The organism is Caulobacter sp. AVps18, assembly GCF_058681425.1.
Window position 1 is genome coordinate 1,108,216 of sequence record NZ_CM178737.1, and the last position, 16,123, is coordinate 1,124,338.

The window sequence follows — 16,123 nt, forward strand, 5'->3', positions numbered from 1 at the left end:
CCTCTCAACCGTCATTCCCGCCCTTGTGGCGGGAACCCCTCTGTCCGCCGCAGGTGCATGAGGGGCGAAGTGCGCGCGCACTTCGCTGGCGCGTCACGTAGCAGCTGAACCAGGGGTTCCCGCCACAAGGGCGGGAATGACGGAAGGTTTCTGTTCTGGTATTGTTCCAAATATCGAGATGGAGCAAAACCATGGTTCCGCGCGAGGCCTGGATCGCCGTCTACATCATGACCGACCAATACCGGGGCACGCTCTACACCGGCGTCACGGGGCAGTTCTTCTCGAGGATCGTGCAGCATCGCGAAGGACAGCTGCCCGGGTTCACCCGGACTTACGGCCTCAAGCGTCTGGTCTGGTACGAGATCCACGACCTGATGACCGAAGCTATCCAGCGTGAAACCTCGATCAAGCGCTGGCCGCGACAGTGGAAGATCAACCTGATCGAGCGTGACAATCCGCGCTGGGATGATCTCTATTCCGGAGTCTTCGAGTGGACGCCTGTTCAGCGTCAGGTTTGAAGCCGTCGCTAGTGAAACTCCGTCATTCCCGCCCTTGTGGCGGGAACCCCTGTTTCAGCGGGCATGTGAGACCTAAGCGAAGGGCGCGCGCCCTTCGCCCCTACCGCACATGCGGCGGTACGAGGGGTTCCCGCCACAAGGGCGGGAATGACGAACGATTTTGAGGTGGCGCGAAAGGGTGCCCCCCTACCCCGCCGCCGCGACCGCCTCCATGCCCAGCATCGCCGCCTTGCGCGCCAACCCCCAGTGATATCCGGTCAGCCGGCCGTCCTTGGCGATGGCGCGGTGGCAGGGGATGAGCAGGGAGATGGGGTTGGCGCCGATGGCGCCGCCGGTGGCCTGGTAGGCGCGGGGCTTGCCGGCCCAGTCGGCGACCTGGCCATAGGTGCTGGTCGACCCGGCCGGGATGCGCAGCAGGGCCTTCCAGACCTGGATGTGGAACGGCGAGCCGATCAGCACGATGGGCAAGGGCCCCTGCCCGCCCGCAAAGGCGTGGACGGCCATGGCGGCGGCGGCCTCGTCGTCGGCCAGCCAGTCGGCGGCGGGAAAGCGGCGGTGCATGTCGGCGAAGGTCGCCGCGTCCTCGCCGTCGGAAAAGGCCAGGCCCGCCAGGCCGCGCGGGGCCATCACGAACAGTCCCCGGCCAAACGGGGTGGGCGCCCAGCCGTAACGCAGGGTCATGCCGGCCCCGCGACGGCGCACCTCTCCCGGCGTGGCGGCCTCCTGGGCGATGAACAGGTCATGCAGGCGCGAGGGGCCAGACAGGCCGGCGTCATAGGCGGCGTCGAGCACGCTGGCCCCGGCCTCCAGCGACCGCCGGGCCTCGGCATGGGCGATGGCTGCGACGAAGGTCTTGGGGCTGACCCCGGCCCAGCGCGTGAAGACCCGCTGGAAGTGGAACGGCGACAGGCCGACAGCTTCGGCGGCTTCGTCCAGCGAGGGCCGCGTCTGCCAGCGCTGGGCCAGCCAGTCGAGGGCCACCGCCATGCGGTGATAGTCGGCCGAGCGTTCGGTCAGCCGGGCGAGGTTTTGCGAGGGGTGCAGGTCGAGGGCCATGACCAGACCCTAGGCCCGCGCCGGCAGACTGTCCGCCCGGTTCTTGCTCAAGAATAGCGCTCGGCCCGGGCGGCGCGGATCGCCTGGCGCAGGGCGTCGGCGAACTGCACCCGCTCGGGCGGACTGAGCGCCCGGCCCAGGGTCAGGCGCTTGCGATGGATGCGCAGCCGCACCCGCGCCTCGTGCTCGCCGGGCTGGTCGACATCGACGCCGGTAAAGGCGGTGGGCGAGGTCCAGACGATGCGCGTCCCGGCCTCGTCCTCGCGGCTGACGGTGACGGCCTCAGCGCTGACCCGCACCCGCTCCTTGCGCTCGGCGGCGCGGAAGCTTGCGCGCAGGGCCAGCCAGATGGCCAGGACGTCCAGCCCCAGGAACGGCAGCACCGGCGGCGCGCCCAGCACCAGCAGGAAGACGGCGATCAGCAGGTTGAAGGCGATCACCACGCCCAGCACGATGTGCAGGCCCTGCCGGCTCAGCGACCGGTTGGGGGTGATCACGGCATCCATGTAGAGCGGCGCGGCCATGTCGGCCATTTAGGCACGCCTTTCTGGTTTGGCGAGGGGGCGGCTTGGCGCGGGGAACGCATCACGCCATGGTCGTCGATCATGGCCCTGCTGAAAAAACCCACCCGCAAACGCCCCGCCGCCAAGCGGATCTCGCCCGCCGAGCGCCAGCGCGTGGCCGTGCTGTTCGACCGCTTCGAGAGCCTGGACCTGCATCCCAAGACCGAGCTGCACTATTCCAACCCCTATACCCTGGTCACCGCCGTGGCCCTGTCGGCCCAGGCCACCGATGTGCAGGTCAACAAGGCCACCGGGCCGCTGTTCGCCGTGGCCGACAGCGCGGAAAAGATGCTTGAGTTGGGCGAGGCGGAGCTGACCCGCTACATCAGCTCCATCGGCCTGTTCCGCAGCAAGGCCAGGAACGTGATGGCGGCCGCGAAGATCCTGGTCGAGCAGCATGGCGGCCAGGTGCCCCTGAACCGCGCCGATCTGGAAAACCTGCCGGGCGTGGGTCGCAAGACCGCCAGCGTGGTGCTCAACGAACTGGACATCGAACCGGCCATCGCCGTCGACACCCATGTGTTCCGGGTCGCCCACCGCCTGAAACTGTCGGCCGGCAAGGTGCCTGACCGGGTCGAGGAAGACCTGATGCGCATCGTCCCCGGCCCCTATCAGACCCGGGCTCACCACTGGATGATCCTGCACGGCCGCTATGTCTGCCTGGCGCGCCGGCCCAAGTGCGAGATCTGCAAGATCGCTGACCTCTGCCCCTCGCGGGAGTTGTTTGTCGGGGGTTAGGCCACCCGCTCGGCGATCACCCGCGCGCCGTCGTGGCCGGTGACGCGGAAGGCCAGGATCTGGCCGGAGGGCGCCTCGCCGGCAAAGGCGATCTCGGTGAAATCCTCGGCCCGGGCCACGCCGTCGCGCTCGACCAGGCCCGACAGCACCCGGCCGATCTGACGCTGCAGATGGCGTTCAAGACCCGCCTGCCCCGCTTCGCGCAGACGGCGGGCGCGGTCCTTGATCACGCCGCCTTTGACCGGCGGCATCCGCGCGGCCGGCGTGCCGGGGCGGGCGCTGTAGGGGAAGACGTGCAGGAAGGCCAGGCCCGCTTCTTCCACCAGCTTCAGGGTGTTTTCGAAGGCCTCTTCGGTCTCGGTCGGGAAGCCGGCGATCAGGTCGGCGCCGAAGGCGGTGTCGGGGCGCACGCGGCGCACCTCGGCCACCAGCTTCAGGGCGTCCTCGCGGCTATGGCGGCGCTTCATGCGCTTGAGGATCATGTTGTCGCCGGCCTGCAACGACAGATGCAGATAGGGCATCAGGCGCGGCTCGGTTTCCAGCAGCTTGAACAGGTCCGGATCGATCTCGGCCGCGTCGATCGACGACAGGCGCAGGCGGGGCAGGTCGGGCACCAGCTTGAGGATCCGGCCCACGAGCTGGCCAAGCGTCGGTTGGCCCGGCAGGTCGGTGCCCCACGAGGTGACGTCCACCCCGGTCAGCACCACCTCGTTATAGCCTTCGGCCGCCAGGCGGCGGATCTGCTCGACCACCTCGCCGGCCGGCGCCGAGCGCGAATTGCCGCGTCCGAACGGGATGATGCAGAAGGTGCAGCGGTGGTCGCAGCCGTTCTGGACCTCGACATAGGCCCGGGCGCGGTCCTTGAGGCCGGCGATCAGGTGACCGGCGGTCTCCTTGATCGACATGATGTCATTGACCCGCACGCGGGTGGAGGTGTCGAGCAGGGCTCCCGGCGCGGCCTTCTCGGCATTGCCCAGCACCAGATCGACTTCCGGCATGGCGGCGAAGGCGGCGGGATCGATCTGGGCGGCGCAGCCAGTGACGATCAGCCGGGCGTCGGGCCGCTCGCGCCGCGCCTTGCGGATCGCCTGCCGGGCCTGACGCACGGCCTCATTGGTGACGGCGCAGGTGTTGAACACCACTGCGTCCGAAAGGCCGTCAGCGGAAGCGCGGGCCCGGATGGCCTCGGACTCATAGGCGTTCAGCCGGCAGCCGAAGGTGACGACGTCGACGCCGTCGGGGCCGGAGGAGACCACAGCTGGTCCGCCTTCCTCGCCAATGGCTGGAGATTTCGGCTTTGACGCTATGACGGTGTAGGTCGTCACGGCTTTTCGACGAACGCCGCGAAGGCGTCCTTCCAGTCGGGGTGCCAGCGCGACAGGGCCGGGCGGTTCTCGATGATGTCGCCCATGGCCCAGGCCATGCGCTTTTCGTCGACGGCGCGGGTGACGTCGTTGTCGGGGCACAGGATGTAGAAGTCGCCGGCCTCGATGCGGGCCAGCATGAAGTGCACGACCTGCTCGGGCGTCCAGGCCGCGTCGGGCTTGCCGCCCGGACCGCGCTTGGTCATGCCGGTAAAGGTGTAGCCGGGGATCAGCAGGTGGGCGGTGACCTGGCAGTCTTCCGTCTGACGCAGGGTGTGGGCCAGGCCCTCGGTCAGAGCCTTCACCGCCGACTTTGACACGTTATAGGCCGTGTCGCCGGGCGGCTGGGTGATGCCCTGCTTGCTGCCGGTATTGATGATCAGGCCGGGACGACCCGACAGGGCCATCTCTTCGCCGAACACCTGGACGCCATTGATCACGCCCCACAGATTGACGTCGAGGATGCGGCTCCAGGCGTCGTCACCGGCAAAGGCGTCGCCACCACCGCCGACCCCGGCATTGTTCATCAGCACATCGACCGCACCGAACTTTTCCAGGGCGAGCGCCTTCAGGGCCTCGACGGCCGCGCGGTCGGCCACGTCGGTGGGCACGGCAAGGGCACCGATGGCCTCGGCCTCTTGCTTGAGCTTGCGGCCGGTGACGTCGGCCATGACCACATTGAGGCCCAGCGCGCGGAAGATCTTCGCGGCGGCCAGGCCGATGCCGTCGGCGGCGCCGGTGATGACGGCGGTCTTGCCGGCTTCAAGCGCGGGGTGAAGGCTCATGCGGCGGTCCTTTCCGGCAGCTTGCCGGCATAGTCCATGGTGATGGGGCCGGTCATGATCACGTGACCGTCGGCCTCGCGCCATTCGATGACCAGAGAGCCGCTCTCGAACTCGACGGTGGCGACCCGGTCGGTCAGGCCCCGGCGCACGGCCGCCACCTGGGCCGCGCAGGCGCCGGTGCCGCAGGCCAGGGTCAGGCCCGCGCCGCGCTCCCAGACCTTCAGCTGGATGTGATCGCGCGCCGCGATGTGCGCAAAGCCGACATTGACGCCCTCCGGGAACAGCGGGTGATGCTCGACCAGCGAACCGGTCCCGGTGGCGAAGGCGTCGCTGACCGGCGCATCGACGAAGAACACCACATGCGGATTGCCCATCGAGACGCAGACCGGCGTGTGGACCAGCGGCGCGTCGATGGGGCCGACCTGCAGCTCGACCCGCTCGGTGTTCATCTCTTCGGACAGCGGGATCTCTTTCCAGTCCAGGCCCGGCCGGCCCATGTCGACCGTGACCCGCTTGTCGCCGGCCATCTGGCCCGACAGGCGGCCGCCGTCGGTGTCGAAGGCCACGCTGTCCTTGCCGGCCGACTGCATCAGCAGCCAAGCCACGCAGCGCGTGCCGTTGCCACAGGCCCCGACGGCGTCGCCATCGGAATTCCAGAACCGCACATAGGCCGACGCGCCTTCGCTGCGCGGCGGATCGATGGCGATGACCTGATCGCAGCCAATCCCACCATCCCGTTTAGCGATGGCACGGATCTCCTCGGGCGTGGGCTCGAAGGACTGGCTGGCGGTCTCGATCACGACGAAGTCGTTGCCGAGGCCGTTCATCTTGAGAAAGGTGCGGCTCATGGTGGGGTTTATATAGGGGAAAAGTGGCGATAGCGTCAGGGGATGCGGCATTTGGCGAGTGGCGCCAGGCTACAGGTCTCAACCTGGTTGAATATCAAGTCAAAGCTCGGCATGGCTGTGGGGTAGAGCGAGGTGGACCTTGGACGTTTCTCATTTCTCAATGGTCGGCTTCGGGCTCGATATTCGCAGCGAAGCCAAAATGATGAAATCAGCGAGCGCCTTTCTCGCCGATTGCCCCCTTACCGAGCTTGGGCCGACGGATTCCCTCTGCCTGATCAAGGACAAATCCGGCGGTGAGCTAAGGCTGGCCCTGCGAAAAACGGCGGCCGGACCCTCTGAACTTGTCACACTGAATCCCGGCTTCGATGGCGAGGGCCGGGTAGACGTCGATCTCGTGGCTGACGCTTCCGACCCCGACTGGAAACCGTTCGAGATCGCGATCTCGGCAAGGTTCGCGGGCGAGGAAACGCCCCTGGTCTTTGATCTGGCCGATCCCGCCGAGGCCGCCCGCCTGAAGCCTGGCGGCAAGGTCACGATGGAAATCGCCGCATTCAGTTACGAACCAACGGTGCACCCTGACGAGGCCGCCTACTATAGGGCTCAGGAGGGCAGCCAAGTCCGGTACGCTGCGAACTTCTTCATCCCAAGCGGGTTGTTCAAAGCTAGCATGGGCGGCGTTATCCCTGAAAACTCCAACCTGCCCCAAGCCTATGCCGATTTCGCCGGGACGGTTTTGAAGTCCGAGTTCCGAATGAACGGCGTCGGCAAGGGGCGTTTCTGGTGGGCGCTGGTCCGCACCTATGGCGGCGCAACGTTTGATGTCGTCATTGATCCCAAGACAATTCGTGGCGAGCTCAAGGCCGGATCCATTGTCAGTGGGCGCTTCTGGTTGAGCGCGCGTCTGGCGCCGGCGCGCTGACCCCCAGGCTGAGGGCGCTGGATGGTCTTCGCAGAGACCTTCTGATTATTCGCGCCAACGGGGTATGAAACTACCTTTCAAGCTCTGGCGCAGGTCGGTTTTTCCGATACCGTCCCGGCCCATGATGTTGCTTCGCACCTGCTCCGCCGGGGCCCTGGCCCTCTCCCTGCTCGCCCACGGCGCCGTCCTGGCGCAGGACAGCGATCCGCATCTGGCGCTGGAGGCGGTAGAAAGCCCTGACAGCCTGGCCTGGGTGAAGGCGGAGAACGCCGGGACCCTGCCTTTGCTGTCGGGCGATCCGCGTTTCGCCGGGCTGCAGGCGCAGGCCCTGACCATCCTGTCGGCGAAAGACCGCATCGCTGCGCCCAATTTCATCGGCACCGACGTCTTCAACTTCTGGCAGGACGCCACCCATGTGCGCGGCATCTGGCGGCGCACCTCTCTGGCCTCCTACAAGACCGCGACGCCGGTCTGGGAGACGGTGCTGGATCTGGACGCGCTCGCGAAAGCCGAGGGCAAGAACTGGATCTGGAAGGGCGCCGACTGCCGGCCGAAAACCCATGATCGCTGCCTGATCAACCTGTCGAACGGCGGCAAGGACGCCGTCGAGGTTCGCGAGTTCGACCTGGCGACCAGGACCTTCGTGGAGGGTGGCTTTGTCCTGCCGGAGGGCAAGCAGACCGTCGAGTGGCTGGATGCCGACACCCTGATCCTGACCCGCGACTGGGGCCCGGGCACCACCACCGACAGCGGCTATGGCATGGTCATCAAGACCCTGAAGCGTGGCCAGGCGCTGAGCGACGCGGTCGAAGTGTTCCGGGGTCAGAAGAGCGACGTCTCGGCCCGGCCCAATGTACTGCGCGACGCGGCCGGCAACCGGGTGGTGTTGATCTCGCGGGCCACCGACTTTTTCCATGACGAGACCTATCTCTGGGACGGCGGCAAGGTCGTTCCCCTGCCCCTGCCCCAGAAGCTGAGCGTGCGCGGCCTTCTGGCCGGCAAGCTGATCATCAAGACCGAAGAGTCCTGGACCCTCACGGTGGCCAACACGCCCCGAACCTATCCGGCCGGTTCGATTGTCGCCGTGTCACTGCAGACGCTTGATCCGCCAGCCGGCAACCCGCTGACGATCAGCAATGACTGCGACCCCTGCCAGCTGCTGGCCCCCGGACCGCGCCAGTCGATCGACCAGGTGGCCGTGACCGACAACCGCGTCGTCGCCGTGGTCTATGACAATGTGCGCGGCAGCCTGGTCAGCCTGCGGCTGCGCGGCGAATTCGGCGTCACCTCCCAGGCCCTGCCGGTGGTCGCCAACGGCTCGGTCTCCCTGGGCTCGACCGCCGACGAGGGCGACCAGATCTTCTACAGCGTCGAGGGTTTCACCACCCCGACCCAGCTGAAACTGGCCGACGCGGCCAGCGGCACGGCCGAGACCGTCAAGGCCCTGCCCGCCCAGTTTGACGCCGGCAATCTGGAGGTCGAACAGAAGGTGGCCACCAGCAAGGACGGGACCAAGGTTCCCTACTTCCTGATCCATCCCAAGGGCCACAAGCACGACGGCAGCAACCCGACGCTGCTGCATGCCTATGGCGGCTTCAACCTGTCGAAACTGCCGGTCTATGATCCGCTGATCGGCAAGCTGTGGCTGGAGAAGGGCGGCAGCTATGCGGTGGCCAATATCCGCGGCGGCGGCGAGTTTGGTCCCGGCTGGCATGAGGCGGCGCTGAAGGCCAACCGCCAGAGGGCCTTTGACGACTATTACGCCGTGGCTGAGGACATGATCGCCAAGAAGATCACCTCGCCCCGCCATCTGGGGGCCTATGGCCGGTCGAACGGTGGTTTGCTGATGGGCGTGGCCCTGACCCAGCGGCCCGACCTGTGGAACGCGGTGGTGGTGGAAAGCCCGTTGCTGGACATGATCCGCTATACCAAGCTGCCGGCCGGGGCCTCGTGGATCGGCGAGTATGGCGACCCCGACATCCCCGCCGAACGGGCCTGGATCGAGGCCTATTCGCCCTATCAGAACCTGAAGGCCGGGGTGAAATACCCGCTGGCCTATATCACCACCTCGACCAAGGATGACCGGGTCCACCCCGGCCATGCCCGAAAATTCGCCGCAAAGCTCGACGATCTGAAAGTCGACAACCTCTATTTCGAAAATACCGACGGCGGCCACGCCAATGGCGCGGACCCCAGGTCCAATGCCCGCCGGTGGGCCCTGCACTACACCTACCTGTCGCGCCAGCTGATGGATCACTAACTGATGCGTAGCCTTGTCCTCGCCCTCATCGCCTCCACGAGCCTCATGACCGCTTCCCACGCCGCCCAACCCGCCGCCCCGGCCACCGAGGTGCGCACGCCGCTGTCGGAGCTGGGCAAGTCCGATCCCTATCTGTGGATGGAAGAGATCGAGGGGACCCGGGCCATGGACTGGGCCAAGGCCCGCAACGCCAAGACGATGCCCGTCCTGCAGGGCGACGCTCGCTATGCCGGTCTGGAAAGCCAGGCCCTGGCCATCCTCAATGCCAAGGACCGGGTGCCGGGCGTGTCGTTCGCCGGCGACGGCAGCTTGCGCAACTTCTGGCAGGACGCCACCCATGTGCGCGGGCTGTGGCGCAAGACCACGCTGGAGAGCTATCGCACCGCCGAGCCGGTCTGGGAGACCATTCTCGACATCGACGCCCTGACCAAGGCCGAGAACGCCAACTGGGTGTTCAAGGGGGCCAACTGCCTGCCGCCGGAAGACACCCGCTGCCTGATCACGCTGTCGAACGGCGGCAAGGACGCCGTCACGGTCCGCGAGTTCGACACCACGACCAAGAGCTTCGTGGATTCAAAGAACGGGGGTGGCTTCGAACTGCCGGAAGGCAAGCAGAACTATAGCTGGCTGGACAAGGACACCCTGCTGGTGGCCCGCGAGTGGGAACCGGGCCAGGTGACCAAGTCGGGCTATGCCTATGTGCTGAAGACCGTCAAACGCGGCCAACCGCTGAGCGCGGCCACTGAGCTCTATCGCGGCACCGAGACCGACGTATCGGTCAGCCCGTTCGTGCTGCGCGACGCCGACGGCAAGACCGTGGCGGTGATGGCCGCGCGAGGCGTGACCTTCTTCGAGAGCGAGTACTACCTCCTGTCCGACAAGGGTCCGGTGAAGCTCGATTTGCCGCTGAAGGCCTCGATCCAGGGCTATGTCGCCGGCCAGATGGTCGTGCTGATGGAGCAGGACTGGCCGGAAAAGGGCTTCAAGACAGGTGACCTGATCAGCTTTGACCTCGCCGCCCTCAAGGCCGCGCCGGCGACGGCCAAGGCCACGCTCGTGCTGCGCCCCACCGCCCGCCAGTCGGTCGAGAGCGTCATCACCACCCGCACCAAGCTGGTCGTGGCCCTGCTGGACAACGTCAAGGGCGCGGCCCGGGTGCTGACCCACAGCGCCAAGGGCTGGACGTCACAGGATCTGGCCCTGCCGGCCAATTCCAGCATCAGCCTGGGCTCGACCTCGGAAAAGGACGAGCGGCTGTTCGTCACTGTCACCGGCTATCTGACGCCCTCGACCTTCTGGCTGGCCGATGCCGGCTCGCTGAAGCTGGAACAGGTCAAGGCCTCGCCGGCCCGCTTTGACGCCTCCACCCATGTGGTCGAACAGTTCGAGGCGACCAGCACCGACGGCGTGAAGATCCCCTACTTCGTCGTGCGCCCCAAGGGCCTGAAGTATGACGGCTCCAACCCGACCCTGCTCTATGCCTATGGCGGCTTCCAGGTGCCGATGACCCCGGGCTATTCGGGCGTGATGGGCAAGCTGTGGCTGGAGCGCGGCGGCACCTATGTGGTGGCCAATATCCGTGGCGGCGGCGAGTTTGGTCCGGCCTGGCACACGGCCGGCCTGAAAGAGAACCGCCAGAAGGTCTATGACGACTTCTTCGCGGTCAGCCAGGACCTGATCACCCGCAAGATCACCTCGCCCCGCCGGCTGGGCATCATGGGCGGGTCAAACGGCGGCCTGCTGATGGGCGTGGCCCTGACCCAGCGGCCCGAGCTCTACAATGCCATCGTCGTGCAGGTGCCGCTGTTCGACATGATCCGTTACAGCCAGATCGGAGCCGGGGCCTCGTGGGTGGGCGAGTACGGCGACCCGGCCATACCGTCCGAGCGGGCCGTGATCGAGAAGTACGACCCCTATTCCAACCTCAAGGCCGGCCAGAAGTATCCCGAGGTGTTCATCGAGACCTCGACCAAGGATGACCGCGTCCACCCCGCCCACGCCCGCAAGGCCGCCGCGCGGCTCGAGGAACTGGGCTATCCGGTGCTCTTTTACGAGAACATCGACGGGGGTCACGCTGGGGCCGCCAATCTGGCCGAAACCGCCCGGCGGCAGGCGATGGAATACATCTACCTGTCGCGCAAGCTGATGGATTGATCCAGACGATCGCTGTTACCCGGAGTTGATCGGCGTCAACACTGGGGAAATCTATCTGGGCGAGGATCGCGGCTGCTTAAGCCCTCCATGATCCTCGCCCAGAGCACCCTGCCTTGAAGATCGATGTCGTTTCCGCGCTGGAACTGGCCCCTGCCGACGCCGACCGCTGGTCGCGTCTGCAGGCGGGGGTTGCGCGCCTGGACTCGCCCTTCCTGTCACCGCTGTGGACCACCACCGTCGCCCGCGCCCGCGCGGCGACCGGCGAGGATCCCCGGGACATCAAGGTGGCCATCCTGCGCAGCGATGACGGCTGCGCCATCGGCTTTCTGCCCGTCCGCCTGCGCCAGGGCGTGGCCATGCCGGTGGGCGCGCCGATGTGCGACTATCAGGCCCTGGTTGGTGCCGCCGGCGTAGCCATCGATCCGCGCAAGCTATTGTCGGCGCTGGGGGTTTCGCGCCTGGACTTCTGCCACATGCAGGCCGACGACGAGACCCTGGCCCGCCACGGCCGGGGCCATACCGACTCCTGGATCGTCGAGGTTCCGGACGGCTACGCCGCCTATGAAGCCCAGCGCAAGGCGGCCGGGTCAGGCGTCCTCAAGGATATCGACAAGAAGCGCCGCAAGGCCGAGCGCGAGGTCGGCCCCGCCGTCTTCACCGCGCTGTCGAACGACCGCGCCGCCTTCGACCAGCTGATCGCCTGGAAGCGCGCCCAGCTGATCGCCACCGGCCAGACCGACTATTTCAAGACGCCCTGGGTGATGAAACTGGTCGAGGACCTGTTTGCCACGCGCGATCCGTTGTTCGGCGGGGGGCTCTACACCCTGCATCTGGGCGGCCAGCTGGTTGCCGTCCACCTGCACCTGCGGGGCGTGCATACGATCCATGGCTGGCTGATCGCCCACAACCCCGCCTTCGAGCGCTATTCCCCCGGCCTGATGCTGTTCCAGGACATCCTGAAAAGCATGGACGGCGGGCCCTATACGCATCTGGACCTCGGGGCCGGCGACTACAGGTTCAAGCGCGAGCTCTCCAATGCCCGCCAGACCGTGGTGTTCGGCTTCTTCGGCTCACCCTCGCCGGCCACCTTCGTGCGTAGCGCCGCCTATGGCGTGCGCCAAATGGCCGAGGCCCTGCCGCTGGGCCGGGTTTCCGAACTGCCCGGCAAGGCCATGCGCCGCATCGACCTGCTGCGTGGCCTGCACTGAGTTCGATTGCTGATTTTTGAAGCCGCTCTCCCCGGCGAAAGCCGGGGCCCAGATTCAGCCTGAGCGTCTGGGGATGACGCGCCTTCCGACCTAGCCAAACCGATATCCGCTCTGGGTTCGATCTAGACCCCGGCTTTCGCCGGGGAGAGCGGAAGAGGGCACCGGCCACGTCGTCCAGGGCCTTGGCGATCTGTTCGACCGCTCGCCCAGCCCTGACGCCGCGATCAGGCCGCCCGCAGGGTCTCAGCGAGCAGCCGCCCCTCGGGCGCGCGGGTCGAGCCGGCCCGCCAGGCGACGACAATCTCGCGGCTGGATTGCTCGGAGGCCAGGGGTCGCACCGTAACGGCGGCGTTGTCGGTCAGGCCCGCCTGCACGGCCATGGCCGGCAGGAACGAGACGCCCAGACCCGAGCCGATCATCTGCACCAGGGTGGGCAAGGAGGTGGCTGCGAAGCTCTCCTCATCGCCGACCCCTCTGGGGGGTTCCAGCCCGCAGGCGGCCAGGGCGTGGTCGCGCAGGCAGTGGCCGTCCTCCAGCAGGATCAGGTCGTCGCCCTTCAGGCTGTCGGGATCGACCCGGGCGAAGGCCGACATCGGATGGTTGGCCGGCGCGGCGGCCAGCAGTTCGTCATCCTCGACATGGGCCCAGTCCAGGCCGGTCATGTCGTAGGGCAGAGCGATCAAGGCCGCGTCCAGCGCGCCGGCCTTCAGCGAGGCGATCAGGCGCTGGGTCAGGTCCTCGCGCAGGAACAGCCGCAGCTTGGGGAAGCGGTCGCGCAGCAGCGGCAGGGCCCGGGGCAGCAGATAGGGCGCCACGGTCGGGATCACCCCCAGCCGGAACCGGCCCGCCAGCGGCAGGCCCGCCCCGCGCGCCGCCTGCACCAGGTCTTCGGTCCGGGTCAGAATGTCCTGGGCGCGGCGCACGGCTTCCTGGCCGGCGGCGGTGAGGATCACACCCGAACGGGCCCGGTCCACAACCGGCGCGCCGAGAATCTTCTCCAGCTCCTGGATGCCGGCCGACAGGGTGGGCTGGGTGACGTGGGCGCTCTCGGCCGCCCGGCTGAACGAGCCGTGTTCGGACAGAAGCTTCAGATATTGCAGCTGGCGCAGGGTGGGGAGCATGGGCGTCCTATAGCGGCGAACGCGGCCGACGTATAGATCCAGCCTATTCACAGGAATGATTTAATCGATTGGACCTATCGACCGCCACTGCGTAGAGGTGCGCACACCTTTTACGGGAGCCCCTCATGGCCTTGATCAACACCACCATCAAACCCTTCACCGCCACGGCCTTCAAGGCCGGCAAGTTCATCGAGGTCAGCGACGCCGACCTGAAGGGCAAGTGGTCCGTCGTGTTCTTCTACCCCGCCGACTTCACCTTCGTCTGCCCGACGGAGCTTGAAGATCTGGCCGACAACTATCCCGAGCTGCAGAAGATGGGCGTGGAGGTCTATTCGGTCTCGACCGACACCCACTTCTCGCACAAGGCCTGGCACGACAGCTCGCCGGCCATCGGCAAGATCCAGTACACCATGATCGGCGACCCGTCGGGCCTGGTGACCAACAACTTCGAAGTCATGCGCGAAGGCGTGGGCCTGGCCGACCGCGGCACCTTCCTGGTCGACCCGCAAGGCGTGATCCAGTTCATGGAAATCACCGCCGAAGGCATCGGCCGCAACGCCGCCGAGCTGCTGCGCAAGATCAAGGCCGCCCAGTACGTCGCCGCTCACCCCGGCGAAGTCTGCCCGGCCAAGTGGGAAGAAGGCGAAAAGACCCTGGCGCCGTCGCTCGACCTCGTCGGCAAGATCTAAGCTCTTAGTCTACCCGCTAGCCCGTCAGGGTTGGTGATACGGCGCCGTCGCCCGCTGACCGTCTCCCCACGGAGCCGGCGGCGGCGCCACCTCCCCAAAATTTCGCGCGTTTCCTGATCACAGGACAATTGCGCCTCGCATTCGGAGCCCGCCATGTTGGACGAAGGTCTGAAGACCCAGCTGAAAGCCTATCTGCAGAACCTGCGCCAGCCGATCACGCTGGTGGCGTCGCTGGACGACAGCGCCGGCGCCCAGGAGATGCGGGCCCTGCTGGAAGACGTGGCCGGGACCTCTGACAAGGTCAGCCTCCGCTTGGACGGCACCGACGCCCGCAAGCCGTCCTTCGCCATCACCCGTGCGGCGGGCGACGCTGACGTGCGCTTCGCCGGCCTGCCGCTGGGCCACGAGTTCACCTCACTGGTGCTGGCCCTGCTGCATGTGGGCGGCCACCCACCCAAGGTCGACGCCGAGGTGCTGGACCAGGCCCGCGCCCTGGAGGGTCCGTTCCACTTCGAGACCTATTTCTCCCAGAGCTGCCAGAACTGCCCGGACGTGGTCCAGGCGCTCAACACCATGGCCGCCCTGAACCCCAACATCACCCACGTCGCCATCGACGGTGCCCTGTTCAAGGACGAGGTCGAGCAGCGCCAGGTCATGGCCGTGCCGACCGTCCTGCTGAACGGCCAGCCCTTCGGCCAGGGCCGCATGGAGATGGAACAGATCCTCGCCAAGCTGGACACCGGGGCCGTCGCCCGCGCCGCCGAGAAGATCAAGACCAAGGACGCCTTCGATGTTCTGGTGATCGGTGGCGGTCCGGCCGGCGCGGCCGCAGCCATCTATGCCGCCCGCAAGGGCATCCGGACGGGCGTCGCCGCCGAGCGCTTCGGCGGCCAGGTCCTGGACACCATGGCCATCGAGAACTTCATCTCGGTCTCGCACACCGAAGGCCCCAAGCTGGTTTCGGGCCTGGAACAGCACGTCAAGGACTACGACGTCGACATCATGAACCTGCAAAAGGCCGTGGGCCTGGTTCCGGCCCAGGTTCCTGGCGGCCTGATCGAAGTGAAACTCGAGAACGGCGCCAGCCTGAAGTCGCGCACGGTGATCCTGTCCACCGGGGCCCGCTGGCGCAATGTCAACGTGCCCGGCGAGAACGAATACAAGAACCGGGGCGTGGCCTATTGCCCGCACTGCGACGGCCCGCTCTACAAGGGCAAGCGCGTGGCGGTGATCGGCGGCGGCAACAGCGGCGTCGAGGCGGCTATCGACCTGGCGGGCATCGTGGCCCATGTCACCCTGATCGAGTTTGACAGCCAGCTGCGCGCTGACGCCGTTCTGCAACGCAAGCTGGCCAGCCTGCCAAACGTCAGGATCATCACCTCGGCCATGACAACCGAGATCCACGGCGACGGGGCCAAGGTGAACGGCCTGTCCTACAAGGACCGCAATCACGACACGACCCACCGCGTCGATCTGGAAGGGGTGTTCGTGCAGATCGGCCTGGTGCCCAATACCGAGTGGCTGAAGGACAGCGGTGTGGCCCTTTCCGGCCGTGGCGAGATCGAGGTCGACTATCGCGGCGAGACCTCGCTGCCCGGCGTGTTCGCGGCCGGCGACGCCACCACCACGCCCTACAAGCAGATCATCATCGCCATGGGCGAGGGCTCGAAAGCTTCGCTTTCGGCCTTCGATTACCTGATCCGGCTGGAGCCGGCGCTGCCTGCCGCGCAAGCCGCAGCCTAAGTCGTTCTGTAGACTGGAAAAGCCGTCGTGTTCGCCTCACCGGGGCCTGCGCGGCGGCTTTTGGCTGCCGCCACTGCGGCAATGCGCCCTCGCCGATCACGCGATCTTCGCCTCGACAGCAATCTTCGGCACACGCTATTCTATTAACGAATGGTAA

At 66.8% G+C, this 16,123-nt stretch carries 14 protein-coding genes and 1 pseudogene; 9 read left to right on the forward strand and 6 right to left on the reverse strand.

Annotated features, from left to right (window positions below):
* Nucleotides 1–8: 8 nt before the first annotated feature.
* Nucleotides 9–148, forward strand: a pseudogene (locus ACW179_RS05295) (hypothetical protein); the annotation flags it as partial.
* Between the two features lie 43 nt (nt 149–191).
* Nucleotides 192–518: a GIY-YIG nuclease family protein gene (locus ACW179_RS05300; RefSeq protein WP_492063259.1), complete on the forward strand. Its 327-nt coding sequence runs from the start codon at nt 192–194 to the stop codon at nt 516–518.
* A gap of 186 nt (nt 519–704) precedes the next feature.
* On the opposite strand, the gene ACW179_RS05305 is transcribed toward ACW179_RS05300, so the two are convergent.
* Together ACW179_RS05305 and ACW179_RS05310 are read right to left on the reverse strand one after the other, a co-directional pair.
* The gene (locus ACW179_RS05305) at nt 705–1,574 is read right to left on the reverse strand and encodes a methylated-DNA--[protein]-cysteine S-methyltransferase (protein ID WP_492063260.1); all 870 of its coding nucleotides are present in this window, start codon (nt 1,572–1,574) and stop codon (nt 705–707) included.
* A gap of 47 nt (nt 1,575–1,621) precedes the next feature.
* Nucleotides 1,622–2,098 carry a DUF2244 domain-containing protein gene (locus ACW179_RS05310; protein WP_492064256.1) on the reverse strand — a complete coding sequence of 159 codons (477 nt, stop codon included), beginning with the start codon at nt 2,096–2,098 and terminating at the stop codon, nt 1,622–1,624.
* A gap of 81 nt (nt 2,099–2,179) precedes the next feature.
* Here ACW179_RS05310 and nth point away from each other — a divergent pair, with 81 nt between their 5' ends.
* Complete coding sequence (gene nth / locus ACW179_RS05315; RefSeq protein WP_492063261.1) at nt 2,180–2,875, forward strand: endonuclease III; 696 nt, start codon at nt 2,180–2,182, stop codon at nt 2,873–2,875.
* Here the strand turns inward: nth and mtaB are convergent.
* Genes mtaB through dapF form a run of 3 tightly spaced genes read right to left on the reverse strand, consistent with a single transcriptional unit; the run spans nt 2,872 to nt 5,872 of the window.
* On the reverse strand, nt 2,872–4,200 hold the full coding sequence (gene mtaB / locus ACW179_RS05320) for a tRNA (N(6)-L-threonylcarbamoyladenosine(37)-C(2))-methylthiotransferase MtaB (RefSeq protein ID WP_492063262.1): 1,329 nt from the start codon (nt 4,198–4,200) through the stop codon (nt 2,872–2,874). The genes nth and mtaB overlap by 4 nt on opposite strands.
* The gene (locus tag ACW179_RS05325; protein WP_492063263.1) at nt 4,197–5,108 is read right to left on the reverse strand and encodes an SDR family NAD(P)-dependent oxidoreductase; all 912 of its coding nucleotides are present in this window, start codon (nt 5,106–5,108) and stop codon (nt 4,197–4,199) included. Before ACW179_RS05325 ends, mtaB begins: the two co-directional genes overlap by 4 nt.
* Nucleotides 5,021–5,872, reverse strand: a complete 852-nt coding sequence (dapF, locus tag ACW179_RS05330; RefSeq protein ID WP_492063264.1) for a diaminopimelate epimerase — start codon at nt 5,870–5,872, stop codon at nt 5,021–5,023. The genes ACW179_RS05325 and dapF overlap by 88 nt, the downstream gene beginning before the upstream one ends.
* Before the next feature lie 139 nt (nt 5,873–6,011).
* Here dapF and ACW179_RS05335 point away from each other — a divergent pair, with 139 nt between their 5' ends.
* The 4 genes from ACW179_RS05335 (at nt 6,012) to ACW179_RS05350 (ending at nt 12,413) form a co-directional block, all read left to right on the forward strand.
* The gene (locus ACW179_RS05335; RefSeq protein ID WP_492063265.1) at nt 6,012–6,791 is read left to right on the forward strand and encodes a hypothetical protein; all 780 of its coding nucleotides are present in this window, start codon (nt 6,012–6,014) and stop codon (nt 6,789–6,791) included.
* Between the two features lie 64 nt (nt 6,792–6,855).
* On the forward strand, nt 6,856–9,051 hold the full coding sequence (locus tag ACW179_RS05340) for a prolyl oligopeptidase family serine peptidase (protein WP_492063266.1): 2,196 nt from the start codon (nt 6,856–6,858) through the stop codon (nt 9,049–9,051).
* Nucleotides 9,052–9,054: 3 nt separating this feature from the next.
* Nucleotides 9,055–11,205, forward strand: a complete 2,151-nt coding sequence (locus tag ACW179_RS05345; RefSeq protein WP_492063267.1) for a prolyl oligopeptidase family serine peptidase — start codon at nt 9,055–9,057, stop codon at nt 11,203–11,205.
* A 113-nt stretch (nt 11,206–11,318) separates the two neighbouring features.
* Entirely contained in the window at nt 11,319–12,413 is a 1,095-nt protein-coding gene (locus ACW179_RS05350) for a GNAT family N-acetyltransferase (protein ID WP_492063268.1), read from the forward strand.
* Between the two features lie 224 nt (nt 12,414–12,637).
* Here ACW179_RS05350 and ACW179_RS05355 read toward each other — a convergent pair whose 3' ends face one another.
* Entirely contained in the window at nt 12,638–13,534 is an 897-nt protein-coding gene (locus ACW179_RS05355; protein WP_492063269.1) for a hydrogen peroxide-inducible genes activator, read from the reverse strand.
* 125 nt (nt 13,535–13,659) lie between these two features.
* Between ACW179_RS05355 and ahpC the strand changes: the two genes are divergently transcribed.
* Together ahpC and ahpF are read left to right on the forward strand one after the other, a co-directional pair.
* Nucleotides 13,660–14,223, forward strand: coding sequence for an alkyl hydroperoxide reductase subunit C (gene ahpC, locus ACW179_RS05360; RefSeq protein ID WP_492063270.1), 564 nt, complete (start codon nt 13,660–13,662; stop codon nt 14,221–14,223).
* A 153-nt stretch (nt 14,224–14,376) separates the two neighbouring features.
* Nucleotides 14,377–15,966 carry an alkyl hydroperoxide reductase subunit F gene (gene ahpF, locus ACW179_RS05365; protein WP_492063271.1) on the forward strand — a complete coding sequence of 530 codons (1,590 nt, stop codon included), beginning with the start codon at nt 14,377–14,379 and terminating at the stop codon, nt 15,964–15,966.
* Nucleotides 15,967–16,123 lie beyond the last annotated feature (157 nt).

Bases quoted from the DNA above. Each gene is read 5' to 3' on its own strand.
- ACW179_RS05300 (WP_492063259.1), top strand. From the start codon at position 192: ATGGTTCCGCGCGAGGCCTGGATCGCCGTCTACATCATGACCGACCAA.
- ACW179_RS05305 (WP_492063260.1), bottom strand. From the start codon at position 1,574: ATGGCCCTCGACCTGCACCCCTCGCAAAACCTCGCCCGGCTGACCGAA.
- ACW179_RS05310 (WP_492064256.1), bottom strand. From the start codon at position 2,098: ATGGCCGCGCCGCTCTACATGGATGCCGTGATCACCCCCAACCGGTCG.
- nth (WP_492063261.1), top strand. From the start codon at position 2,180: ATGGCCCTGCTGAAAAAACCCACCCGCAAACGCCCCGCCGCCAAGCGG.
- ACW179_RS05325 (WP_492063263.1), bottom strand. From the start codon at position 5,108: ATGGCGCGAGGCCGACGGTCACGTGATCATGACCGGCCCCATCACCAT.
- dapF (WP_492063264.1), bottom strand. From the start codon at position 5,872: ATGAGCCGCACCTTTCTCAAGATGAACGGCCTCGGCAACGACTTCGTC.
- ACW179_RS05340 (WP_492063266.1), top strand. From the start codon at position 6,856: ATGAAACTACCTTTCAAGCTCTGGCGCAGGTCGGTTTTTCCGATACCG.
- ACW179_RS05345 (WP_492063267.1), top strand. From the start codon at position 9,055: ATGCGTAGCCTTGTCCTCGCCCTCATCGCCTCCACGAGCCTCATGACC.
- ACW179_RS05355 (WP_492063269.1), bottom strand. From the start codon at position 13,534: ATGCTCCCCACCCTGCGCCAGCTGCAATATCTGAAGCTTCTGTCCGAA.
- ahpC (WP_492063270.1), top strand. From the start codon at position 13,660: ATGGCCTTGATCAACACCACCATCAAACCCTTCACCGCCACGGCCTTC.
- ahpF (WP_492063271.1), top strand. From the start codon at position 14,377: ATGTTGGACGAAGGTCTGAAGACCCAGCTGAAAGCCTATCTGCAGAAC.